This window comes from Nonomuraea sp. NPDC002799 (assembly GCF_053592075.1).
This window is the reverse complement of sequence record NZ_JBSFVA010000007.1, coordinates 177,229-200,380: the sequence shown is the minus strand read 5'-3', so window position 1 is coordinate 200,380 and position 23,152 is coordinate 177,229. Positions and strand designations below refer to the sequence as shown.

Annotated in this window: 21 protein-coding genes; 8 read left to right on the top strand and 13 right to left on the bottom strand. The window is 71.4% G+C overall.

Features of this window, described 5'->3' with window-relative positions:
• Window position 1 precedes the first annotated feature (1 nt).
• Window positions 2-1,753 carry an AMP-dependent synthetase/ligase gene (locus tag ACWD0F_RS16340; RefSeq protein WP_449876080.1) on the bottom strand — a complete coding sequence of 584 codons (1,752 nt, stop codon included), beginning with the start codon at window positions 1,751-1,753 and terminating at the stop codon, window positions 2-4.
• 380 nt (window positions 1,754-2,133) lie between these two features.
• Between ACWD0F_RS16340 and ACWD0F_RS16335 the strand changes: the two genes are divergently transcribed.
• Together ACWD0F_RS16335 and ACWD0F_RS16330 are read left to right on the top strand one after the other, a co-directional pair.
• A complete protein-coding gene (locus tag ACWD0F_RS16335) occupies window positions 2,134-3,795 on the top strand; it encodes an ABC-F family ATP-binding cassette domain-containing protein (RefSeq protein ID WP_449876078.1) in 1,662 nt (553 codons plus the stop codon).
• 37 nt (window positions 3,796-3,832) lie between these two features.
• Entirely contained in the window at window positions 3,833-4,819 is a 987-nt protein-coding gene (locus ACWD0F_RS16330) for a hypothetical protein (RefSeq protein WP_449876076.1), read from the top strand.
• 62 nt (window positions 4,820-4,881) lie between these two features.
• On the opposite strand, the gene ACWD0F_RS16325 is transcribed toward ACWD0F_RS16330, so the two are convergent.
• Together ACWD0F_RS16325 and ACWD0F_RS16320 are read right to left on the bottom strand one after the other, a co-directional pair.
• A complete protein-coding gene (locus ACWD0F_RS16325) occupies window positions 4,882-5,145 on the bottom strand; it encodes a TFIIB-type zinc ribbon-containing protein (protein WP_449876074.1) in 264 nt (87 codons plus the stop codon).
• 58 nt (window positions 5,146-5,203) lie between these two features.
• On the bottom strand, window positions 5,204-6,085 hold the full coding sequence (locus tag ACWD0F_RS16320) for a phosphotransferase family protein (RefSeq protein WP_449876072.1): 882 nt from the start codon (window positions 6,083-6,085) through the stop codon (window positions 5,204-5,206).
• A 311-nt stretch (window positions 6,086-6,396) separates the two neighbouring features.
• Here ACWD0F_RS16320 and ACWD0F_RS16315 point away from each other — a divergent pair, with 311 nt between their 5' ends.
• The 4 genes from ACWD0F_RS16315 to ACWD0F_RS16300 all read left to right on the top strand — a co-directional run bounded on the left by ACWD0F_RS16315 (window position 6,397) and on the right by ACWD0F_RS16300 (window position 10,063).
• Window positions 6,397-6,768, top strand: coding sequence for a peptidase inhibitor family I36 protein (locus tag ACWD0F_RS16315; RefSeq protein ID WP_449876071.1), 372 nt, complete (start codon window positions 6,397-6,399; stop codon window positions 6,766-6,768).
• A gap of 360 nt (window positions 6,769-7,128) precedes the next feature.
• Entirely contained in the window at window positions 7,129-7,905 is a 777-nt protein-coding gene (locus ACWD0F_RS16310; RefSeq protein ID WP_449876069.1) for an alpha/beta fold hydrolase, read from the top strand.
• A 37-nt stretch (window positions 7,906-7,942) separates the two neighbouring features.
• On the top strand, window positions 7,943-8,827 hold the full coding sequence (locus ACWD0F_RS16305; RefSeq protein ID WP_449876067.1) for a helix-turn-helix domain-containing protein: 885 nt from the start codon (window positions 7,943-7,945) through the stop codon (window positions 8,825-8,827).
• A 339-nt stretch (window positions 8,828-9,166) separates the two neighbouring features.
• Entirely contained in the window at window positions 9,167-10,063 is an 897-nt protein-coding gene (locus ACWD0F_RS16300; RefSeq protein WP_449876066.1) for a TIGR03619 family F420-dependent LLM class oxidoreductase, read from the top strand.
• 90 nt (window positions 10,064-10,153) lie between these two features.
• Here the strand turns inward: ACWD0F_RS16300 and ACWD0F_RS16295 are convergent, their stop codons facing one another.
• Complete coding sequence (locus ACWD0F_RS16295; protein WP_449876064.1) at window positions 10,154-11,290, bottom strand: serine hydrolase domain-containing protein; 1,137 nt, start codon at window positions 11,288-11,290, stop codon at window positions 10,154-10,156.
• Window positions 11,291-11,304: 14 nt separating this feature from the next.
• Window positions 11,305-12,204 (bottom strand): N-acetylmuramic acid 6-phosphate etherase, encoded by a 900-nt coding sequence (gene murQ, locus ACWD0F_RS16290; RefSeq protein ID WP_449876063.1) that lies wholly within the window; start codon window positions 12,202-12,204, stop codon window positions 11,305-11,307.
• A gap of 57 nt (window positions 12,205-12,261) precedes the next feature.
• Between murQ and ACWD0F_RS16285 the strand changes: the two genes are divergently transcribed.
• On the top strand, window positions 12,262-13,374 hold the full coding sequence (locus ACWD0F_RS16285) for an exo-beta-N-acetylmuramidase NamZ family protein (RefSeq protein ID WP_449876061.1): 1,113 nt from the start codon (window positions 12,262-12,264) through the stop codon (window positions 13,372-13,374).
• A 2-nt stretch (window positions 13,375-13,376) separates the two neighbouring features.
• Here the strand turns inward: ACWD0F_RS16285 and ACWD0F_RS16280 are convergent, their stop codons facing one another.
• The 8 genes from ACWD0F_RS16280 to ACWD0F_RS16245 all read right to left on the bottom strand — a co-directional run bounded on the left by ACWD0F_RS16280 (window position 13,377) and on the right by ACWD0F_RS16245 (window position 22,276).
• Complete coding sequence (locus ACWD0F_RS16280; RefSeq protein WP_449876060.1) at window positions 13,377-14,231, bottom strand: GNAT family N-acetyltransferase; 855 nt, start codon at window positions 14,229-14,231, stop codon at window positions 13,377-13,379.
• Window positions 14,231-15,241, bottom strand: coding sequence for an ABC transporter ATP-binding protein (locus ACWD0F_RS16275; RefSeq protein ID WP_449876058.1), 1,011 nt, complete (start codon window positions 15,239-15,241; stop codon window positions 14,231-14,233). The genes ACWD0F_RS16280 and ACWD0F_RS16275 overlap by 1 nt, the downstream gene beginning before the upstream one ends.
• Window positions 15,238-16,224 carry an ABC transporter ATP-binding protein gene (locus ACWD0F_RS16270; protein WP_449876057.1) on the bottom strand — a complete coding sequence of 329 codons (987 nt, stop codon included), beginning with the start codon at window positions 16,222-16,224 and terminating at the stop codon, window positions 15,238-15,240. Before ACWD0F_RS16270 ends, ACWD0F_RS16275 begins: the two co-directional genes overlap by 4 nt.
• 5 nt (window positions 16,225-16,229) lie before the next feature.
• Window positions 16,230-17,135, bottom strand: a complete 906-nt coding sequence (locus ACWD0F_RS16265; protein ID WP_449876055.1) for an ABC transporter permease — start codon at window positions 17,133-17,135, stop codon at window positions 16,230-16,232.
• On the bottom strand, window positions 17,132-18,139 hold the full coding sequence (locus tag ACWD0F_RS16260; protein ID WP_449876053.1) for an ABC transporter permease: 1,008 nt from the start codon (window positions 18,137-18,139) through the stop codon (window positions 17,132-17,134). The genes ACWD0F_RS16265 and ACWD0F_RS16260 overlap by 4 nt, the downstream gene beginning before the upstream one ends.
• Window positions 18,140-18,142: 3 nt before the next feature.
• Entirely contained in the window at window positions 18,143-19,975 is a 1,833-nt protein-coding gene (locus tag ACWD0F_RS16255) for an ABC transporter substrate-binding protein (RefSeq protein WP_449876052.1), read from the bottom strand.
• Window positions 19,976-20,108: 133 nt separating this feature from the next.
• A complete protein-coding gene (locus tag ACWD0F_RS16250; protein WP_449876050.1) occupies window positions 20,109-21,086 on the bottom strand; it encodes a zinc-dependent alcohol dehydrogenase family protein in 978 nt (325 codons plus the stop codon).
• Window positions 21,087-21,088: 2 nt separating this feature from the next.
• Window positions 21,089-22,276 (bottom strand): M20 metallopeptidase family protein, encoded by a 1,188-nt coding sequence (locus ACWD0F_RS16245; RefSeq protein WP_449876048.1) that lies wholly within the window; start codon window positions 22,274-22,276, stop codon window positions 21,089-21,091.
• Between the two features lie 100 nt (window positions 22,277-22,376).
• Here ACWD0F_RS16245 and ACWD0F_RS16240 point away from each other — a divergent pair, with 100 nt between their 5' ends.
• Window positions 22,377-23,132, top strand: a complete 756-nt coding sequence (locus ACWD0F_RS16240; protein ID WP_449876325.1) for an HAD-IIA family hydrolase — start codon at window positions 22,377-22,379, stop codon at window positions 23,130-23,132.
• Window positions 23,133-23,152: the final 20 nt, after the last annotated feature.

Here is a 23,152-nt window from a genome sequence, read left to right as displayed (position 1 = left end):
GTCAGGTGTAGAAAGCGTCGAGGGTGCCGCCGTGCCGCTCCTCCACGGCCTTGCGCTTGACCTTGAGGCTGGGCGTCAGCTCACCGGTCTCCACCGAGAAGTCCACGGCCAGGATCGCGAACTTCTTGACCGTCGAATAGCTCGCCTGGTCCGCGTTGACGTGCTCGATCGCCTTCTCGACCTCCGCGCGCATCCGCGGGTGCTCGCGCAGCTCGTCGGGGTCGGCGGGCAGCGACTGCGCCTCGGCCCACGGCTTGACCACGTCCATGTCGAGCGTGACCAGCGCCGTGACGTAGTTGCGCCGGTCGCCGTGGACGAACACGTGCGACACGTACGGGCAGGCCGCCTTGATCCGGCCCTCCAGGTAGGTCGGCGCGACGTACTTGCCGCCCGAGGTCTTGATCAGCTCCTTCTTGCGGTCGGTGATGGTCAGCCGCCCGGCCGAGTCCAGCTCGCCGATGTCGCCCGTGTGCAGCCAGCCGTCCGCCAGCGCCTCGGCCGTCTCCTGCGGCAGGCCGTGGTAGCCGCGCATGATGCCCCGCCCGCCGATCAGGATCTCGCCGTCCTCGGCGATGCGCACCTCGGTGCCCGGCAGCGGCGGCCCGACCGTCCCGAACTTCACCGAGGAGGGCAGGTTGAGGAAGCTGCCCGCCGACGACTCGGTCAGGCCGTACCCTTCGAGGATCGGCAGCCCGGCCGCGTCGAAGAACTCGGCGATGTCCCTGTTCAGCGGGGCGGCGCCGGAGATGAAGTAGCGGATCCGGCCGCCGAAGCGGGCGCGGAGCTTGCTGAAGACCAGGCGGTCGGCCAGGGCGTACTCGGCGCGGGTGGTGAGCGGGACGGCCTTGCCGAGCTGGCGGGCCCGGCTGACCCGCAGGCCGGTCTGCCGCGCCCAGGTGAAGATGCGCAGCTTGATGCCGCCCTCGCGCTGCTGGGTGGCGGCGACCGTGTTGTGGATCTTCTCGAAGATGCGCGGCGCGGCGGCCATGACGGTCGGCCGCAGCTCGCCGAGGTTGTCGGCGATCTTGTCGAGACGGCCGTCGATCGCGGTCGGCACGCCGATGTCGATCATCACGACCTCCAGCAGCTTGCCGAACGAGTGCGACAGCGGCAGCCACAGGAAGTGCAGGTCGGTCCCGGAGATGAGGCCGATCTCGCGGACGGACCCGGCGGCGAACAACCAGTTGTCGTGGGTCAGCTCCACGCCCTTGGGACGGCCGGTGGTGCCCGAGGTGTAGATGAGCGTGGCCAGGTCGTCCTGGGCGATGGCGTCCACCATCGCGTCGTAGTCGCCCTCGCCGCCGAGCGAGGCGAAGGTGACCACCCAGCCGTCGTCGCTCGGCGAGCCGTCGATCACGACCACGCGGGTGACGTCGGGCAGCTCCTTCTGGACGGACCTGATCTTGGCGACCTGGTCGTCGTCCTCGGCGATGACGATCGTGCTGCCGGAGTCGGTGATGACGAAGGCGGACTCGGCGGCCGTGTTGGACGGGTAGATCGTGGTCGTGGCCGCGCCGGTCGACAGCACGGCCAGGTCGGCCAGAATCCATTCGAGCCGTGTCGAGCAGAGGATGGACACGCGCGTGCCCGGCCCCGCGCCGAGCTCGGCCAGGCCCAGGGCCAGACCGCGGATCCGCTCGCCCACCTCCCTCCAGGACACCGAGGCCCAGCCGTCGTCGGCAGGCGTGCGGTACGCCTCCGCGTCCGGGGTCGCCGCGATCCGGTCGCGCAACAGGGAGGGAATGCTGGACATGCCTGACCTCCTGGAGGGTGTTGAGCCCGACTCTAGGACGGCGGCGCGGGGTGAGTCGATGTTCTGATCGTTATCGGTGGCTCGTGTGCGCGGGTTGCACCGGAGCCACCAGGCAGAACGAGCCCGGGCCGACGCGGCGGCTTGCTTGACGCCCTTTTTCTCGCCTATGCTTTCGAGTGTTGTATCGCCGAGCCATGGGGGCTGTTGACGTGAGGATCTGAGGTCGCGGGCACCGCGCCGTTCCGCCCTTTTCCGGGCCTGCGCGCACACCTGGACCTCGGCGACATCCTCGCCCTCCTCACGGACTCCGTTGGTGGCGTGCATTCGCGGTGATTCCCGCCAAGTCACGAATTTTCGACCTTTGTGACGGGAGCCGCCTTATGTCTATGTCCATTGTCATTGATCAGGTGTCCTTCGGCTGGCCCGACGGCACCGCGGTCCTCGACGGGCTCGACGCCGCCTTCCCCGCCGGCCGCACCGGGCTGATCGGGGTCAACGGGTCGGGCAAGTCCACCCTGCTCAAGCTCATGGCCGGGGAGCTCGTCCCGGGATCCGGATCGGTGTCCGTGTCCGGCGAGGTGGGTTACCTGCCGCAGAACGTGCCGCTCGACGCGGGTCGTACCGTGTCGGACCTGCTGGAGATCAGCACGACGCGGGCCGCGCTGCACGCCATCGAGGGCGGCGACGTGGCCGAGGAGCACTTCGCGGCCGTCGGCGACGACTGGGACGTCGAGGAGCGCGCGCGGGCCGAGCTCGACCGGCTCGGGCTCGCACACGTCGGGCTGGAGCGCACGGTCGGCACGCTGTCCGGCGGCGAGACCGTCATGGTGGCGCTCGCCGCCCAGCTGCTCAAACGGCCCGGCGTGCTGCTGCTCGACGAGCCCACCAACAACCTCGACCTGGACGCGCGGCAGCGGCTCTACGCCGCGGTCGCCGCCTGGCAGGGCGTGCTGGTGATCGTCAGCCACGACCGGGCGCTGCTCGGCCTGATGGACCAGATCGCCGAGCTGCGCGAGGGCGGGGTGCGCCTCTACGGAGGCGACCTGAGCGACTACGAGGAGCAGGTCGCCGCCGAGCAGGAGGCCGCCGCGCGCATGGTGCGCGTCGCGGAGGGCGACGTGCGCCGGCAGCGGCGCGAGCTGGTCGACACCAGGATCAGGATCGACCGGGCCCGGCGCACGGGCAGGAAGGCGTTCGAGAACAAGAAGGTGCCGAAGATCGTCGCCAACGGGCTCAAGGGCAAGGCCCAGGTGACCGCGGGCAAGCAGCGCGGCCTGCACCTGGAGAAGCTGGAGGAGGCGCGCGAGCGGCTGACCGAGGCCGAGCAGTCGGTGCGCGACGACGCGGAGATCCGCATCCTGCTGCCCGGCACCGAGGTACCGGCGGGCCGCGCGGTGCTGACCCTGCCGCTCGATCCGCCGCTCGATCCGCCGCTTGGTCCGCCGCTTGGTCCGCCGCTTGGTCCGCCGCTTGGTTCGCCGCTCGGTTCGCAGCCGGGCGCGACCGGCGCGCCGGGGCGCGTGCTCGACCGGCTGGTCGTGCGCGGCCCCGAGCGCATCGCGCTGCTCGGCCCGAACGGCTCGGGCAAGACCACGCTGCTCAGGCGGATCGTCGAGCACGGCGCCCACGTGCCCGTCCGGTACCTGCCGCAACGGCTCGACCTGCTGGACGACGCGCTGAGCGTGGTGGACAACGTCCGCGCGGTGGCCCCGTCCGCCTCGGTGAACGAGATCCGCGCCCGCCTGGCGCGCTTCCTGTTCAGAGGCGAACGGGCCGGCCAGGCGGCCGGCACGCTGTCGGGCGGCGAGCGCTTCCGCGCCACGCTCGCCGCGTTGTTGTCGGCGGAGCCGCCGCCGCAGCTCCTGCTGCTCGACGAGCCGACGAACAACCTGGACATGGCCAGCGTCCGCGAGCTCGCGCAGGCGCTGTCGGCCTATCGGGGGGCGCTCATCGTGGCCGGCCACGACCTGCCGTTCCTGGAGATGCTCGGGATCACCCGCACGCTGCGACAGGATCGGGATCAGGGCCTGGCCGAATCGTAATTGACGCGCGGGGATCAACCGGGCAATAGTGTGACAGGTGGCTGCACCCCGGTTGATCTCCTGCGTCCTGGCGGTGGCGACGCTCACGCTCGGCGGATGTTCCTCGGCGTTACCGTCGCCGACCGGCGGTGAGCCCCGGATCAGCGGCGTCGCCGGCGGCCAGGCCGCCCCGGCGGGCGGTGGCGGCACGGCCAGCGGCGAGCCGAGCCCGAGCGCGGCCGCGCTGACGCCCGAGGCGTACAAGGCCGAGCTCAGCAGCCGGCACAAGGCGATGGCCGCCGCGATCGACGCCGTGGCGGGCGCGCGCAGCGTCAAAACCCTCGACCAGCGGGTCGGGCGCGCCGAGGACACGCTGAGCGGCGCCGCGACCACCCTGTCCGCGCTCACCCCGCCCGACGCCGTCCGCGCCCAGCACGACGCCTACGTCGCCAGCCTGAACGACTTCGTCACCGACCTGGCCGCCACGGCCGGCAAGGTCGGCTCCAGGGACCTGTGCACCCCCTCCGCCGTGCTCATCGACCTCGACGACAAGCTCGACGCCCTCGACAAGGCGGGCGAGGCCCTGCAGAGCGCCGGCGACTACCCCGCCGACGTCGTGGACGTGAAGGCGGGCAGCAAGCAGAGCAGGCGGCTGAAGAACGGCTCCTTCATCCGCAAGAGCAGCCTGGGCGGCCGCAGCTCGCTGGAGATCGACAACGGCAGCTCCCTCGACGCCGTGGTCACCATCATGAAGGGCGGCAGCAAGTCCTTCAGCGTGTACGTGCGCAAGAAGGCCAAGTTCAAGATCCGCGGCGTCCGCGACGGCAGCTACAAGATCTACTTCACGCACGGCGTGGACTGGGAGGGCAAGAGCAAGTCGTTCACCCGCGAATGCAGCTTCGAGCGGTTCCAGAAGTCGGTGTCGTTCAAGACGACGTTCACCGCCACGCAGGTCCGCTGGCACGACTGGCGCGTCACGCTGCACGCCATCTCCGGCGGCAACGCCCGCACCGCGCCCGTGGACCCGGACGACTTCCCCGGCTGAGCCCGGGAACGCCAGAGGCCGCGCACCCCACCGGTGCGCGGCCCCCGGCGATCACACGATGATCAGGTAGAGAACAGCATGCCGACCCAGCTCCGCTGGTGCCGGTTGTGGCCGTAGTGGCCACCGTGGCCGCCGTGCGGCGCGCCCCAAGCGGGGCCCGGGGCGGGCGGCGGCGGGGGAGCCGTGTGATACTGCGTCTCCATCCGGGTCAGCGTCTCGAGCTCGCCGTAGTCCAGGAAGATCCCGCGGCAGTTGTCGCACTGCTCGATGTGGACGCCATTGCGCTCATAGGTCCGCATGTTCCCGCGGCACTTAGGGCACTGCATCTAAGTCGCTCTCCTTGGCTTCGAGGTTTCATGGTGAAACCTACCGCGCGCAACCTCGTCATGCTCGGACGATTCTGTTGCACGACTCGACCAACGAATGTTCGACCTCGTCCAGTTCCCGGCTCTCGCTCTCGGCGTTGACCACGGCCACGGCGGCGAGTTGCACGGTGAGCGCCCTGGCGGGCACGTCGAGCCGCTCCCACGGGTCGTGCCCCTGGCCGAGCGCGGGGCCGCCGGAGGCGAGATAGGCCCCCAGGAAGCGCTCCCAGACGGCGGGGTCGAGCAGGCCGGCGGCGTACCAGGCGGCCGGTCTGGCCAGGTCCCACGCCGGGTCGCCGACGCCGAAGTCGTCGACGTCGATGAGCCGCCAGCCGTCGCGGTGGACGAGCTGACCGAGATGCCAGTCGCCGTGCGTGAGCAGGCCGGGCAACGATCCGCGCCGCGGCCGGTCCGCGGGCTGCGCCGCCTCGGGCAGCTCCTTGAAGGCCCGCCGCACGAGTTGCTCGACCGGGCCGTCGCCGCTCATGCGGCTCACCGCGCGGGCGGCCCGCGCCGGCCCGCCGGCGGGCGGCAACTCCGGCAGCGGTGTCAGGGGAGTGGCGTGCAGCCTGGCCAGCAGCCTGGCCCCCTCCTCCCACGGGGCGGAGTCGGGGTTGTCCTGTGAGACCGGCCGGCCCGCCGGCCAGACCGTGACGGCGCGGCCGGCGACCGTCAGCACCTCCGGCTCCAGCGGGGCCAGCAGCACGCCGCTCATGGCGGCCGACGCGGCGGCCCGCAGCCGTGGGCGTAACGCCTCGGGGTCGTCACGCGCGGAATGCGCCTTCACCACGACCTCGCCCCTGCGTAACACCACGACGTCGGTACGCGTCGCGTGCAGGACGGGCTCGCCCGTGCCGCCATATGCGGCGGCCATCCCCGCCAGCTCCTCCTCTAGACCCACGCGCACAGACTATCCGGCTGGTGTGGGCTTGTACCTTGCTGTACGCACTCGCCGGACCCTGCGGAACCGCCCGCCCAACCTGCGGCAACGGGAGCCCGTCCGCGTTCGTCGCGGTCGCGGCGCAGGACGGCGGCGGAGCAGGCCCGGCCGGTGTCAGGTGCCTGCTCCATGGGAGGCGGGAGCGTGACGGCGCAGGCCGAACGCCTGCGACCAGGGAGTTTCGACCCTGGTCGAAGGTGGTGGACGGCCGGTGCCGCCCAGGTGACACTCACGTCCATCAGTAGCCGTCGAACAGGAAAGGGTGGACGAACATGCGCCGGCCCTGGTCAGCAGTCCTGAGCGTGCTCATCGTCGCAACCCCGTTTCTCATCAGCACGCCGCAGCAGGCGGCGGCATCGGCGTGGGAATGCGACCCCGGGTACTCGTGCTACTACACCGGCTCCAGCGGAACCGGCTCCAGGTGGGTGGCTCCCTATGCCGGCTGCTACTACCCCCTGGAGTCCTGGCTTCGAGACAACATCAGCTCCGTCACCAATCGCGGCCACAGCAGGGCCTTCGTCCACCTGTACAACTGGGTCGGCCACTGGGAGGAGATCGCCACCATCGCACCCGGCAATTCAGTGAGCTGGGGGTCCGGCGTGTACGCGAACAACAAGACCGACTTCATCTGCATCGATTCGTAGCCCACAGACGAGAGAGCGCGACCCGGGCCGCGTGCCCCGCCCCACCTGCCGGTGGGCACCCGCGTCGGGCGCCGCGACGCGCAGGGGCGGTTCGAGGGCGCCGGCACCATCGCGCTGATCGACGGCGGTCAGGTCGTTGACCGCTTGGTGCATCGCGACCATGAGCGCCGTCGCGCCCTCCGCCCGCGCGTCCATGGCAAGAGCCTACGATGTCGCGCGTCACAGGCAAGGTGGCCTACGTCGCGGGTGGTGGCGCGCCGTCGGTCGTCAACTTCGCGGGAACATTTGTCCAAGACCGATGGTCGACCGCCCGTGCATAGTCTCCGCATGAATAAGCACGACATTGAACACTCGCATGGGATGCACGTGGTCCATGACGGCCCGCGGCAGGCGCCGCCGTTGTTGCTCATCCACGGATCGGGGGCCTCGGGCGGCTTCTGGAGCCCGATGGTCCAGGCACTGGCCGGCCACCATCACGTCATCCGGGTCGACCTCCCGGGCTGCGGCCAGTCCCCGCCCGCGCCGTCGTACGACGTGTCCGCGCAGGCGGGCCAGGTGGCGGCGCTGCTGGACGACCTCGGCCTGCGTCACGTCGCCGCGGCCGGGCACTCCAGCGGCGGCTACGTCGCCACCGCGCTCGCCGAACAACGACCCGACCTCGTGGGTTCGCTCGCACTGATCAGTAGCGGCCCGAGTATGGATGCGCTCCTCCGGCAGCCGTTCATCCTTCGGGTCCTGTTGGCCCCGCCTGTGGGCCCGCTCCTGTGGCCGAGGCGTTCGGATGCGATGATCCGCAAAGGGATCAGCGCGACGGCCGCTCGCCCGGTGGACCTCCCGGACGACGTGGTCGCCGACGTACGGGGCATCACCTACCGCGTGATGAGGACGGTGCTGCGCCGGAACACCGAGTACATCGTCGAGCGGAGCGTGCCCGAGCGTCTCGCCGCGCTCGGGGTCCCCGTGCTGGTGATCTTCGGCGCTGCCGACCCCCGTTGGGAGCCGTCGTCGGCGCACCGGTACGACGCGGTGCCGAACGCGCGGGTCGAGCTGCTGCCCGGCGTCGGGCACCTACCCATGGTGGAAGCGCCCGAGGCGACCAGCGAGCTGCTGCTGGGCTTCACGGCACCGGGCCGCTGACAGCCCGTCCATGACCCCTGAGGCCTAGACTGGTCACGTGTTGCCGACCTGGACGCCACCTGACCGGGCGTGGGTGGATGTCGCGGTCCCGCGCTCGTCGGTTCGGCTGCCGGGGGTCAGCATGGCCGGGTTCCGCCATCGTGCCCCGGCCTTGGTGGACATCGCCATGGTCGCGTACCCGTCCGTCACCCTGCTCGTCGATCTGAGCGAGGGAGAAGGCGTCGTCTACGAGACCCATGGCCGGCACGAGCGCGGCAGTGTCGTCGTCGGGCTCCTCCCCGGCGATCTCCGGGCAGGCGGCTGGGGAGTCGGCGAGTGCCTCCAGATCCGGCTGGAGCCGGTCGTGGCGGCTGGGTTGTTCGGCGCATCGACCGAGCTCAGCGGGACGGTGGTAGCCCTTGAGGATGTCTGGGGCCGCGACGCCGGGCGAGCCGAGGACAGGCTGCGCGCCGCCGCGTCGTGGGACGAACGGTTCACGATCGCGGTGGACATCCTCGGCCGCAGGCTGGGCGCCCACCCACCGGTCGATCCGCAGGTCGCCCACGCCTGGCGGCGGACGCTCACCAGCCGGGGGCGGGTGCGGGTCGACGGCCTGGCGGACGAGGTCGGCTGGAGCCGCAAGCGCCTGTGGTCCCGCTTCCGGTCCCAGCTCGGCATCACACCCAAACGCGCCGCCCGGCTGGTGCGCTTCGACCACGCCGCCCACCTTCTCGCGGCGGGTCACGCCGCCGCCCGCGTCGCCACCGAGAGCGGCTACGTCGACCAGTCCCACCTGCACCGCGAGGTCACGACGTTCGCCGGGCTCACGCCCACGGCCCTGGCCGTCGCGCCGTGGCTCGCGATCGACGACGTCGCGTGGCCGGCTTCATCGCCGGCCCAGCGCCCTGCGAAGGGTGGCGAACGCATCCCCGGCCTCCGTTGAACAGCTTGCCCGCACGATGCGGCTGACCGCATTGGGTTAGTCCGTCCGATCCCCCCATGCAGGAGCGGTTACCCCTCCCCGCTAGGTGTGGCCGGGAGATTCTTGCTCAGTAGATGATCGGCCTCGTGCTGATGACTCGTCCGCCGTCGCAGTATGCCCACGACCAATCTGCTGTTTCGGCTCTCTGGGGCGCTGCCGGCCGACAACATGTTTCGGCTCAGACCGAAAGTCACAGGTCACCCGTTCACCGGCCCATTCAGGAGGGAGTCACCGTGCGCGTGGGCAGCACGCTCGCGGGGTCATTTCCGGGAGGATTTCGGGTCGGTCAGACTGGGGGGCATGAGAGTCGGTTTCGCAGTACCTCAGTCAGGGGCCTGGGCCACGCCCGAGAACATGCGCCGCGTCGCCACCCGCGCGGAGGAGCTCGGCTATCACGAGGTGTGGACGTTCCAGCGGCTGCTGTACCCGGTCGGGCATCCCATGGGCCCCACCTACCGCAGCGTGCACGACCCGCTGATCACGCTGGCCCACCTGTCGGCCGTGACGCGCCGCGTCCGGCTGGGCGTCGCGGTGATCAACGCGTACGCGCAGCCGGTGCCGCTGGCCAAGCAGCTCGCCACGCTGCAGACCCTCTCCGGCGGGCGCCTGACGGCGGGCCTGGGGCTGGGCTGGCTGCCGGAGGAGTTCGAGGCGACCGGCGTGCCGATGGAGCGGCGGGGGCGGCGCGGCGAGGAGTTCGTCGAGGTGCTGCGCAAGGCGTGGGCCGACGACGTGGTCGAGCATGAGGGGGAGTTCTACCGGATCCCGCCCGCGCACATGGACCCCAAGCCGGTGCCGGGTCCGCCGCAGATCCTGCTCGGCGGCACCGCCGAGGTCGCGCTGCGCCGCGCCGCGAAGCTGGCCGACGGATGGGTGAGCTCCAGCAGGGAGGACCTGTCGGCCATCGCCGGGCGGGTGGAGCTGATCAGGTCGGCGCTGGCGGAGGCCGGGCGGGACGTCTCGGCGTTCCGGTTCGTGTGCCGCGGTGTGACCAAGGTCAGGGACGGCGGGGACCGGCCGCTGACGGGCTCGTACGACAAGATCCGGCACGACGTGGACGAGCTGGCCGCGAGCGGCGTGACGGATGTCTTCCACGACCTCAACTTCGATCCGGAGATCGCCTCCGCCGACGCGAAGGAGGCCATGCGGCGGGCCGAGGAGGCCCTGGAGGCACTGGCCCCCGGCGCCTCTGGGTGACGGTCACGCGCGCCATCTCGGGGTGACGGTCACGCCGCGCTGTCCCGGGTGACGGCCGCGCGGGCCGGTCCTGCCGTCCCGGGGTGACGGTCAGCGCCGCTCGCCGGCCAGGCGCAGGGCCTCCGCGGCCACCGCGTGCCGCAGGGCGCGGACGCCGTCGCGGCCGCGCAGCGGATGCACGGCGTTGGTCAGCAGCACCACGGTCAGCCCGCGGGCCGGATCGATCACGAGCGAGGTGCCGGTGAACCCCGAGTGGCCGTACGAGCCGCCGAGCGGGCCCGCGATGGCCGGGTCGCCGAGCCGCACCCCGAGCCCGTGGCGGAAGGCGGCGCCCTCGGCGTCCTGGTCGCGCGTCATCTCCGCCACGCTCTCCGGTCGCAGCACGGCCCCGCCGCCCGTGCGCAGCGCCTCGCCGAAGGCCAGCAGGTCGCCGGCCGTGGCGAACAGCCCGGCGTGCCCGGCCACCCCGCCCAGCGAGTACGCCGTCTCGTCGTGCACCTCGCCCCGCACGCATCCCGGCCCGGCGCGCTCGGGTTTCCACTCGGTGGCCGCGATCCGGGCCGGGTCGCGCGGCCGGTAGCCCGTGTCCGCCAGGCCGAGCACACCGGTGACCCGGGAGCGCACCAGCGCGTCCAGGGGCGCGCCGCCGGCCAGCTCCGCCAGGCGGCCCGCCATGATCATGCCGACGTCGCTGTAGAGGTAGGGCCCGCCGAACGGGTGCGCGATCGGCGTGCCCAGCAGCGCGGCCATGCGCTCGGCCGGGCCCGCGCCCGGCAGTTCCAGGTCGATGCGGCGGGTCGGGGGCAACCCCGCGGTGTGGGTGAGCAGGCGGCGCGGCGTGATCCTCGGGTCAAGCCCGGGAAGCCGGCCGGCCACCGGCTCGTCCAGGCCGAGCCGGCCCTCCTCGGCCAGCGAGAGCAGCACCGCCGTGGTGAACAGCTTGCTGATCGAGGCCAGGTCGAAGATCGAGTCGAGGCCCGCAGGCGGGCGCTCCTCCGCCAGGGTCCTCTCCGCGTCGGCGTACCGGACGAGTTCGCCGGCCGCCGCCGCCGTGACGGAGCCGTCCACGGCGATCAGCGCGACCGCGGCCGAGCACACACGCGGCACGGCGTCCCCCACGAGCGCGCCGAGCTGGTCGGTCCCGTCCCCTACGGACGCGCCGAGCCGGTCGGTCCCGTCCCCCACGGACGCGCCGAGCCGGTCGGGCCGCGCGTCTGCCCCGGACATCCCCGTGATCCCCGTCAGCCGCTCAGCGCGTCGCTGAGGCGCTCTCCGTGCGACTCCAGCAGCGCCCGGGCCCCGTCCGCGTCGAGCCCGTGCTGGACCATCAGCACCGCGATCTTCGCCTGGCCGCCGGACGCGTCCAGCGCGGCCTCCGCCGTCTCGGCGTCGGTGCCGGTGATGTCGGTCACCATGCGCAGCGCCCGGCCGGCCAGCTTGTTGTTCATCGCGGACATCTCGATCATCTGGTTGCCGTAGGTGCGGCCGAGCTTGACCATGGAGATCGTCGAGATCATGTTGAGCACGAGCTTCTGGGCCGTGCCCGCTTTCAGCCGGGTCGACCCGGTCACCACCTCGGGCCCCACGACGACCTCGATCCCGTGCTCGGCGGCGGCCGACAGCGGCGCCCCCGCGTTGCACGACAGGGCCACCGTGAGCGCGCCGCGGCCGGCCGCCTCGGCCAGCGCGCCCAGCACGAAAGGGGCCCGCCCGCTGGCGGACACGCCCACCACCGAGTCGAGCGCCCCCACCTCCAGGCGCCGCATGGCGGCGGCCCCCGCCTCGGGGTCGTCCTCCGCTCCCTCGACCGACCGGGTCAGCGCGTCGAGCCCGCCGGCGATCACGCCCTGCACCAGCGAGGGGTCGGTGCCGAATGTGGGCGGGCACTCGCTGGCGTCGAGCACGGCCAGCCGTCCCGACGTGCCGGCGCCGACGTACAGCAGCCGGCCGCCCTCGGCCATCCGGGCGGAGATCGCGTCGATGGCGGCGGAGATCGCCGGGACGGCCACCTCGACGGCGGCGGGCACGGCGGCGTCGGCCTGGTTCATCAGTCGGGCGATCTGCTCCGTCGGCAGCCGGTCGATCTGGCTGTAGCGGGGATCGCTCTGCTCGGTGGACAGCTCGGGAAGCGGATCAATCATGACGCTAATTTCCACCCTATCCTTCACTCTTGTAAATATCTTTCAGACAATGGGTTCATGTCATACGTACGCACAGGAGCCGAACGGCTGGCCACGGACCCCGCGCTCGCGGGTGGTACCCGCCTCGGCCTGATCACGAACCCCACCGGAGTCCTGCCCGATCTCACCTCCACTCCCGACGCGCTGACCGCCGCCGGCGTGCCGCTGACGGCCCTGTTCGGACCCGAGCACGGCCTGCGCGGCACCGCCCAGGCGGGCTACAGCGAGCAGGACGCGGTGGACGCCAGAACGGGACTGCCGGTGTACGACACGCACAAGCTCTCCGGCGCCGGCCTCGACGCGGTGATCGCGGCGTCCGGCGTGGACACCCTGGTCTTCGACATCGCCGACGTGGGCGCCCGCTTCTACACCTACGTCTGGACCATGTACGACCTGCTGGCCTCGGCCGCCCGGCTGGGCCTGCGCTTCGTGGTGCTGGACCGGCCCAACCCCATCGGCGGGGCCGTGCAGGAGGGCCCGCCGCTCGATCCGGCGTTCGCCAGCTTCGTCGGCCGCTTCCCGCTGCCGCTGCGGCACGGCAGGACCGCGGGGGAGCTGGCCACCCTGTTCGGGTTCGACGTGGACCTGAGCGTGGTGGAGATGGAGGGCTGGCGGCGCGAGATGGCCTTCGCCGAGACCGGGCTGCCCTGGGTGATGCCGTCGGTCAACATGCCGACCGTGGAGACCGCGCTGGTCTATCCGGGCACCGGCCTGTTCGAGGGCACGAACTTCTCCGAGGGGCGCGGCACCACCCGGCCGTTCGAGCTCGTCGGGGCGCCGTACGTGGACGAGCGGTTCGCCCCGGCGCTGGCGGCGCTGGACCTGCCGGGCGTGCGGTTCAGGGAGACCTGGTTCACGCCGACGTTCCACAAGCACGCGGGCGTCTCCGTCCGCGGCGTCCAGCTCCACGTGCACGACCGCGAGGCGTTCCGGCCGGTCATGACCGGCCTGTCGATGGTGCACGTGGCCCGCACGCTCTACCCGGACGACCTGCGCTGGCAGGGCCCTGAGCTGTTCATGGACCACCTGTGGGGCTCCGACACGCTCACCCGGGCCCTGGAGGCCGGCGAGGATCCGCGTGAGCTCTGCCTGCCGCCGGGCAGACCGGAAGGACGACTCTTCTACGCGTGACATCACGCCAGATCGCGCCGGTAGAGCCAGAAGACGCGTTCCGCTCGCGCGCCCACGGCGCGCGAGTAGAACCGCAACGGCCCCACCCACCCGATCTGGGAGCGGTCCTGACCGGCCGCCCGCTGGTCGGTCAGGCACCTGCGCAGCAGCACCCGGCCGACGCCGAGCCCGCAGGCCTCCGGCGCGGTCCCCATGGGCCCGAACCAGGCCGGCCGCGCCCCCCAGGCGGCGAAGCCCAGGATCCGGCCGTCGCGCTCGGCGTAGTGCAGCCCGGACGCGCTCGCCGCCTCCCAGGCCCACCGCTCGTTCCAGTGCTCCTGGACGAAGGCGGTCACCCGCTCGCGGTCCGCGCCGGCCGCGCGCACGCGCACGCCCGCCTTCTCCAGCCGCAGGAGGTCCTCCTCGACCGACAGGTCCCCGCTCAGGTCGGCGGTCATGTTCCAGGCGAGGTGGTAACGCTCGTAGCCGAGGCTCTCGGCCAGGCAGGCGGCGGCGGTGTAGCGCACGTCGATGCCGGGCCAGGCGTAGCACGGCGGGTTGCCGGCGAAGCGCGCCTGCCGGGCCCCCTGCCCGCGCAGCCACTCCTCGGCCGCCGCGACCAGCGCCCGCCCGCGTCCCTGGCCGCGCGCCTCGGGACGCACGGCGAGCAGGTCCACGTGGCCGACGTCCGGGTCCTGCGACGACAGCGAGGCCATCACCACCCCGCCGTCGGTCGCCAGAGCCGTCCAGCGCCGGTCGGCGGGCGGCCGCGACAGGTGGCCGACCAGCGCGGCGGCCTCCCCGGTGTCCAGTGTCAGCGCGGCGGTGGCGACGTCCGCCGCCTCGGCCAGGTCGGCGGCGCGCACGGAGCGGGACATCAGACCTCGCTCATCGGGCGGGCGATGACGCTGCGCCTTTCCGGGTAGAAGCAGGCGTGCTCCTGCGGCACTCCCTCGGTGAGCCGCAGCAGCGGCAGCTCGCTCTCGCACCGCTCGCCCCTGAACGGGCAGCGGCGGGCGAACAGGCAGCCCTCGTCGGACCGGCTCTCGTCCAGCGACTCCAAGGGCGTCACCGGCTGCTCGCCGGGCAGCTCCAGGCCGTGCAGCACGGGGATGGCCGACAGCAGCGACTGCGTGTACGGATGCACGGGGTCGGCGATGACCGTGTCCACCGGGCCGCGTTCGACGACCTGGCCCCGGTAGATGACGTACAGCTCGCCGTCGGCGCCGATGTAGCGGGCCGTGGCCACGTCGTGCGTGATGAACAGCACGCTCACCCCGAGGCGCTCGCGCAAATCCTTCAGCAGCGCCAGGATGCCCAGCCGCAGGGACACGTCGATCATCGAGACGGCCTCGTCGGCCACCAGCATCTCCGGGTCGACGGTCAGCGCGCGGGCGATGACCACCCGCTGCCGCATGCCGCCGGAGAGCTGGTGCGGGTAGCGCGACAACACCGTGCCCGGATCCAGCCCGACCAGCGACAGCACCTCGGCCGCCCGCTCCTCGATCCACGCCTTGGACCGGCCGGTCTGCCCGGCCCGCAGGCTCAGCGGGGCGTGCAGCGCCTGGTGGATGGTCCTGGTGGGGTTCAGGGCGGAGTAGGGGTCCTGGTGGATGAGCTGGATCTTGCGGAAGTGCGGCTGGCGCTGCTTGATCTTCAGCGGCGACATGGGCACGTCGCCGATGACGATCTCACCCTCGTCGTACGTCTCCAGCCCCGCGATGATGCGCCCCAGCGTGGTCTTGCCGCAGCCGGACTCGCCGATGAACGAGGCCGCGCCGCCCTTCGGGATCGAGAAGTCCACGCCGCGCAGCGCCCGCACCTCCCGGGCGCCGAGCACCTTGCCGCGCTGCTTGAACGTCTTGACGACGCCGGTCCCGGTGATCATGCGTGCTCCTTCACGGTCACGGCGTGGCAGGCCACGAGCCGGGCGCCGTCGGCGACGGCATCGGGATCGACGGTGTCGCACACGTCCATGCGCAGCGGGCAGCGCTCCCTGAACACGCAGCCCTCTTTCGGCACGGTCACCAGCGTCGGCGGCCGGCCGGGCAGCGCCCTGGCCTCGTCGATGTCGCCCACGAGGCGGGGGATGGCCTTGATCAGGCCCTGGGTGTAGGGGTGCCGCGGCGCGCGCAGCACCTCCCTGGTCGGTCCCTGTTCGACCAGGCGCCCGCCGTACATGACCGCGAGCCGGTCGGCGACCTCGGCGACCACGCCGATGTCGTGCGTGATGACCAGCGTCGTGAGGCCGCGCTCGGCGTGCACCTCGCGGACGATCTTGAGGATGTTCGCCTGGGTGATCATGTCGAGCGCGGTCGTCGGCTCGTCCAGCACCACCAGATGGGCGTTGAGGACCAGCGCCAGCATGATGCCGACCCGCTGGCGCATGCCGCCGGACAGCTCGTGCTGGTGCGAGTCGAGCACCCGGGCGCCGTCGAGCCCCATCCGGCCGAGCAGTTCCTTGGCCTCGCGCACCAGGCCCCGGAGGTCCTCCACACCGTGCGAGCGGCCCAGGTCGAGCAGCTGCTTGCCGACCGGCTTGAGCGGGTTGAGGGAGTTCTGGGCGGCCTGGAAGACGTATCCGATGTGCCTGCCGCGCGCCTTGCGCAACGGCTCGCCCCGCAGGCCCACCACGTCGCCGAGCCCGTCGATCTCGACGCTGCCCGCCGCGATCCGGCCCGGCGGCTGGACGGCGTTGAGCAGCGACAGGGCGAGCGTCGACTTGCCCGAGCCGGACTCGCCGACGATGCCGGTGATCGAGCCGGGCTCCAGCGTCAGGTTGACGTCGCGGACGGCGGGGAGCTCGCCGGCGGGGGTCTTGTAGACGACCGTCAGGCCGCCGATGCGCACTCCCGGTGCTGTTTCGGCCAACGTACTTACTCCTCGCGCAGCCGGGGGTTGAAGATCTCGTCCATGGCGTCCACCACGAGCACGATGCCGAGTGTCAGCAGCAGGATCGCCAGCAGCGGCGCCAGCAGGTAGCCGAGCGCCGTCGGCGTGATCATGGCGCCCGCCTGGAACACGGCGAGATTGAGCATCACGCCCCAGTTGTCCGACTCGTACGGCAGCACGCCCAGGAAGAACAGGCCGACCTGCGAGTAGACGGCGCCGGTCACCGCGATGAGCATGTTCATCGCGATGTAGGGCGCCATGCTGGGCAGCAGTTCCTTGCCGATGATGTGCGTCGTGGACAGGCCGAGCCCGCGCGCCGCCTCGATGAAGCCCCGCTCGCGCAGGGACAACGTCTGCGAGCGCACGGCCCGCGCCACGCCGCCCCAGCCGAGCAGGCCGAGCACCAGGCCCATCTGCAGGGGGCTGCCGAACTGCCACACGGTCGCGAGGACCAGCAGCAGCGGCAGGCCGGGGATGGTGAGCTTCATGTCGGTGAGCCGCATGAGCACGGTGTCCCAGCGGCCCCGCTTGAACCCGGAGAACAGGCCGATCGCGGTGCCGACGACGACCGTGATGAGCGCGGTCACCGCGGCTGTGAGCAGGACGTAGCGCGAGCCCTTGATGACCAGCGCGAGCACGTCCTTGCCCTGCGGGTCGGTGCCGAACCAGTGCTCCCAGCTCGGCGGACGCGTGATGGCGTCGGCGTTGCCAGGCAGGTGCTCGGGAAGGATCATCGGCCCGACGACCGCCATGAGGACGAAGCCCGCGATGATCACCACCCCGGCCATCCGGCTGGGCTTGCGCTTCATCACCCGCCACACGCCCTGCCAGAAGTTGCGGCGCATGGTCGCGACGGCCGTGGCCGGCTCGGGAATGAGCGTGGCGCTCACGACGCCCCCTCTCCGCTGCGCACCCGCGGGTCGATCACCGTGTAGAACAGGTCGGCCACGATGTTGGCCAGGATGGTGCCGACGGTGATCAGCAGGAAGGCCCCGCTCATGAGCGCGTAGTCACGGTCCTGGACGCCGCCGATCAGCAGCCAGCCGAGCCCCGGATAGTTGAAGATCTTCTCGATGAAGACCGCGCCGCCGAGCAGCACGCCCAGGGAGAGGGCGAGCATGGTGAACAGCGGCAGGATCGCGTTGCGCGCGATGTAGCGGAAGACGATCGAGCGCTTCACGCCGCGCAGCTCGGCGGCCAGGATGAAGTCGTCGCCGAGCACGGTGACCACGCTCGACTTCATCGCCAGGATCCAGCCGCCGTAGGCCGACACCGCGTACGTCAGGATCGGCAGCACGGCGTGCTCGGCCAGCGAGCCGAGGTAGCCGGCGTTGAAGCCGGGCTCGAACAGGATGTCCACCGACCCGTCGGCGGGCAGGATCGGGATGAGCGTCGCGAAGATCACCACGAGCAGCATGGCCAGCACGTACTGCGGGATGCCGTGCAGCAGCGAGCCGGAGATGGCCAGGGCGTCGCCCAGCTTGCCGGTGCGCTTGATCGCCGCGTAGACGCCGAGGACGATCCCGACGAGGAAGCTGAGCAGCGTGCCGGCCAGCACCGGTAGAACGGTCCACTTGGCCGCGTCGGTCAGCACGTCGAGCACGGGGGTGCCCGGCCTGGTGACCGAGACGCCCAGGTCGAGGTGGAACAGCCCGGCCATGTAGTCGCGGTACTGCTCCCACAGGGTGCCGTCGGGCAGGAAGCCGTAGAGCACCTTCACGGCCTGTGAGGCCGCCTCCGGCGCCATGCCGCCTTCGATCAGCTTCTCGTACCGGGCGGCCATGGGGTCGCCCGGGATGTTGTTGACGATGAAGAAACTGATCGTCGCGACGACCAGGATCATGACGAACCCGCGGGCCAGGTGGCCCGCGAGTCGTCGTGCGATGAGCGTCATAGGCTACTGCTTCGCCTTGATGAGACCTTGCTGGATCCACACGCCGGAGGCGAGCACACCGGTGCCCATACGGAGAATCGAGTCGTCGTGCGGCCAGCCGGTGAAACGGCTGTTGTTGACGAACTGGGTGTTGACGTAGTCCCAGAGCTGGATGACCGGAAGGTCCTGGTTGGCGGCCTTGGCGAGCTGGGCCATGATCGGCTTGGCCGCCGTTTCGTCGGCCGAGTTGAGCTTGCCGGTCAGCTCACCGGGGTTGATCTTGGTGCCGTCGACCTCGATCTCCTCGGGGCCGCCCATCCAGTTGCCGCCCTTGCCGGCCGCGGCGTGCGTCACCTTGCCGGCGACGTTCGTCCAGCCGTTGGAGGCGCCGTAGAGACGCTGGAAGATGTCGTACGGCGCGGGGCCGAGCGCCATCAGCCAGAAGCCCGCGTCGTACTTGCCGGCCGCCAGCTCCTCCAGGTAGAGCGGGTAGTCGGCGGTCGTCACGACCTCGGCGTCGACGCCGGCCTTGACGAGCTGGGTCTTGATGTTCTCCTGCGCCGACAGCCAGTCGGAGAAGCCGGAGGGCGCGTGCATGGAGACCTTCCACGCCGAGCCGTCGGCCAGGGTCCACTTGCCGTCCTTCTTGGTCAGGCCGGCCTGCTTGAACTCCTCCTCGGCCTTGGCCAGGTCCAGCTTGTACGCCTCGAGCTGGGGCACCGTCTCCGGGATCCAGGCCTGGGCGGCCTTCTGGTGGATGCCGCTGGTCGTGACGGCGGCCGTGCCGCCCTCGGGCGAGGCGACCTTCGTGACCTCCTCGCGGTCGATCAGGTAGGCCAGGCCCCTGCGCACGTGCACGTTGTCGTACGGCTTCTTGGACTGGTTGAAGGCCATGCTCACGGCCACCGGCGAGTAGCCCTTGATGACCTCGGCGCCGGGCGCCGCCTTGATCCGGTTCATCACGTCAGTCGGGGCGGCGGTGAAGCCGGCGTGGTCGAGCTTGCCCGCGGTGAGGTAGTTCCAGATCTGCTCGTTGCCGGCGTAGTTGAGGAACTTCACCTGTGCGGGAGCGACGTTCGCGGCGTTGAAGAAGTACTTGTTCTTGACCAGCAGCGCCTCGGAGGGGTTGACCCGCTCCAGCACGAACGGGCCGGCGGAGACGTCCTTCGGCGGGGCGAAGGCGATCACCTTCTCGCCGAGCGCGGTGACCTCCTCGCGGGCCTTGTCAGCCTCGGCGCCCTCGCCGCGGGCGGCCTTGAGCTTGTCCCAGAAGTCCGCGGGAAGCACGCTGCTCCACACGTGGGACGGCAGGACGGTGGTGTCGAGCACGCCACGGGCGAACTTCGGACTGGGGTTGGCCATCTCCTGGGTGATCTTCACGGTCTGCGGGTCGACGACGGTGACCTCGGCCGCCGCGCCGGCCGCGCCGGGTGTGATCGAGAAGGCCGTGCTGCCCTGCGTGTAGGCGATGCCGATGGACATCTTGACGTCCTCGGCGGTGACCGGCTTGCCGTCGGACCACTTGGCGTTCGGCTGCAGCTTCAGCGTGATGGCCGAGTTGTCGGGGGCGATCTCCCAGCTCGCCGCGATGCCGGGGAGAGCCTGGTTGGGGTCGGTGAGATGGTTCTTGACCCAGCCCAGCTTCATGGAGCTGTAGCCGGGGAAGGAGTTGCCCTTGGGGTTGTACGGGTTGGCCGGGGCCGATGCTTCCAGGCCGGGCCTGTTCACGTCGATCGTGGTGAAGAGCCCTCCGCCACCACCGCCCGAGCCGCCGGACTTGTTGGTGGGACCACCGCTGCACGCTGCAGTCGCGGTGGCAAGGCCCAGCAACGCCACTACCGCTGCCAGTCGCTTCATTTGCCGCTCCGGGGGACGTCTCTAGGGATTGACCGGACATTACGATCGCGCCAGGCCAGCGTCAATAATCTCCAGCGGTTGTGAGGCTAATGTAACTTTCCTTCATGAGTGTACGAAGTGGCGCTTAGCTCCATCAAGTAAAGTTTTCCGCCATGATCAGCACGGCGGCCCCGCTGACCTGGTCGTTCGCCAGATCCGTCAGCGCCTGGCCGGCCTGCTCGAACGGGTAGGGCGTCGTCGTCACCCGCGGCGGATGCGCCAGCGCCAGCTCCAGGTAGGCGTGCCCGTCCGCTCTGGTGTTGGCGGTCACGCTGCGTAGCGTGCGCTCCTGGAACAGGTGCCGCTCGTAGTTCAGCGCGGGGACGTCGGTGAGGTGGATGCCCGCCACGGCCAGCGTCCCGCCCCGGTCGAGCGCCTCCAGCGCGGGCGGCACCAGGTCGCCGACCGGCGCGAAGAGGATGGCCGCGTCCAGCGGCTCGGGCGGCCGGTCGCCGGCCGAGGCCGCCCCCAGCTCCAGCGCCAGCCGCCGGGAGGAGGCGGACCGGGTGACGGCGTGCACGGTGGCGCCCCGCGCGATGGCCGCCTGCGCGGTCAGGTGGGCCGACGCGCCGAACCCGTAGATCCCCAGCCGCCCGCCCGGCGGCAGGTCGCACCGCTCCAGCGCCCGGAATCCGATGATCCCGGCGCACAGCAGCGGCGCCAGCCGCTCGGCGGGCACGTCGCCGGGCAGCGGGTAGACGTAGTCCGCCGGGGCGACGACATACTCGGCGAACCCGCCGTCGGCGTCCCACCCCGTGTAGGCGGAGGAGGGGCAGAGGTTCTCCAGCCCCCTGGCGCAGAAGCGGCACTTCCCGCAGGTGGAGCGGAGCCAGGCCACCCCCACCCGCGCGCCGGTGCCCTCCACCCGGCCCACCACCTGATGGCCGGGCGTGGTGCGCGGCCGCCGCGGCCGCAGGTCGCCCTCCGCCAGGTGCAGGTCGGTACGGCACACCCCGCACGCCTCCACCCGGACCAGCACCTCGCCGGGCCCCGGCACCGGCACCGCCCGCTCGACGAGCTCCAGCGGCCGGCCCGCCATCGGCCCCGGCTCGGCCACCACCCACGCCCGCATCGCTACGACAGCCTGGAATGGGCCAGCGAGGCGTAGAGCGCGGCCCCGTCCGGCAGCACCGCGTCGTCGAACACCGCCTCGGGCGAGTGGTTGTAGGGCGCCGTGGCCGGATCGCGGTCCGGCGGGCACGCCCCCAGGAAGATGAACGCCCCCGGCACCTCCTCCAGCACGTAGGAGAAGTCCTCCGACCCCATCACCGGCTGCGGCGTGACGATATACCGCCCGGGCCCGAACAGCTCGTCGGCCGTCCGGCCCGCGAACGCGGCCTCGGTGTCGTCGTTCACGGTCACCGGGTAGCCCATGCCGAAGGACGTCTCCGCCGCCAGCCCGTGCGCCGTCGCGATGCCCTGCACCACCTCCACCAGCCGCCGCTTGACCAGCGTGCGGTTCTCCTTGCTGAAGGTCCGCACGGTGGCCTCGAACCGCGCCTCGTCCGGGATCACGTTGTCCGCCGAACCGCCGTGGAAGCTGCCCACCGTCACCACCACCGGGTCGAACACGTCGAACGTCCTGGTCACCATCGTCTGCAGGGCCGCCACCATCTCGCACCCCGCCTGGATCGGGTCCAGCGCCCGGTGCGGGCTGGAGCCGTGCCCGCCGCGCCCCTTCACCGTCACGCAGAACACGTCGGCCGCCGCCATGATCGGCCCCGGCCGCGACGCGAACAGCCCGGGCGGCAACATCGCCGAGACCACGTGCATCCCGTACGCCGCCACCGGCCGCGACCCCGCCGCCTCCAGCACGCCCTCACCGATCATGTGCTTGGCGCCGTCATGCCCCTCCTCACCCGGCTGGAACATGAACACGATGTCGCCCGCCAACTCCTCCCGCCGCGCGCTCAGCAGCCGCGCCGCCCCCGCCAGCATCGTGGTGTGCAGGTCGTGCCCGCACGCGTGCATCTGCCCGGGAAGTTGCGACACGTACGGCAGGTCGTTCTTCTCGGTCACCGGCAGCGCGTCCATGTCACCCCGCAGCAACACGGCGGGCCCCGGCCTGCCGCCCCTCAGCACGGCGGTGACGGAGCTGAGCGAGGTGCCCGTGGTGATCTCCAGCGGCAGCCCGTCCAGCGCCGCCAGCACTTTCTCCTGGGTGCGCGGCAGGTGCAGGCCGAGCTCGGGAGTGGTGTGCAACGAGTGCCGGAGCTGAACGAGTTCGTCCCGCATGTCCTGCGCAGATTCAGTGAATGACATGAAGACATTGTTCACGTAGGGGGCGGGAAGTCGACAAGGGCGCGCTCGCTAGGATGGGGAGGTGACAGAGCGTAAGCGGATCGACTCCTGGTTGTCCGACATGGACGGCGTCCTCGTCCACGAGGGGCGGCCGATCCCCGGTGCGGACGAGTTCATCAAGCGGCTCCGCGAGTCGGGCAAGAAGTTCCGGGTCCTGACCAACAACTCCATCTACACCCAGCGCGACCTGTCGGTACGCCTGGCCGGCGCGGGCCTCGAGGTGCCCGCCGAGTCCATCTACACCTCCGCCCTGGCCACCGCGCAGTTCCTCGACGACCAGCGCCCGGGCGGCTCCGCGTACGTGATCGGCGAGGCGGGGCTCACCACGGCCCTGCACGCGGCCGGCTACATCCTCACCGACCTCGACCCCGACTACGTCGTCCTCGGCGAGACGCGCACCTACAGCTTCACCCAGATCACCCGCGCCATCCGCCTCATCGAGGCCGGCGCCCGCTTCATCGCCACCAACCCCGACCCCATCGGCCCCTCCACCGAGGGCTCCCTGCCCGCCTGCGGCGCCGTGGCCGCCCTCATCACCAAGGCCACCGGCGTGGCCCCCTACTTCGTCGGCAAGCCCAACCCGCGCATGATGCGCAGCGCGCTCAACGAGATCGAGGGCCACAGCGAGACCACGGCCATGATCGGCGACCGCATGGACACCGACATCGTCTCGGGCATGGAGGCGGGCCTGTTCACCATCCTCGTCCTGACCGGCGTCACCCAGCGCCACGAGATCGACCGCTTCCCCTACCGGCCGTCGCTGATCGTCGACTCGGTGGCCGACCTCATCGACCTGATCGAACCTGACACCCCCTGACACCCGCGCCTGGCAGGCTG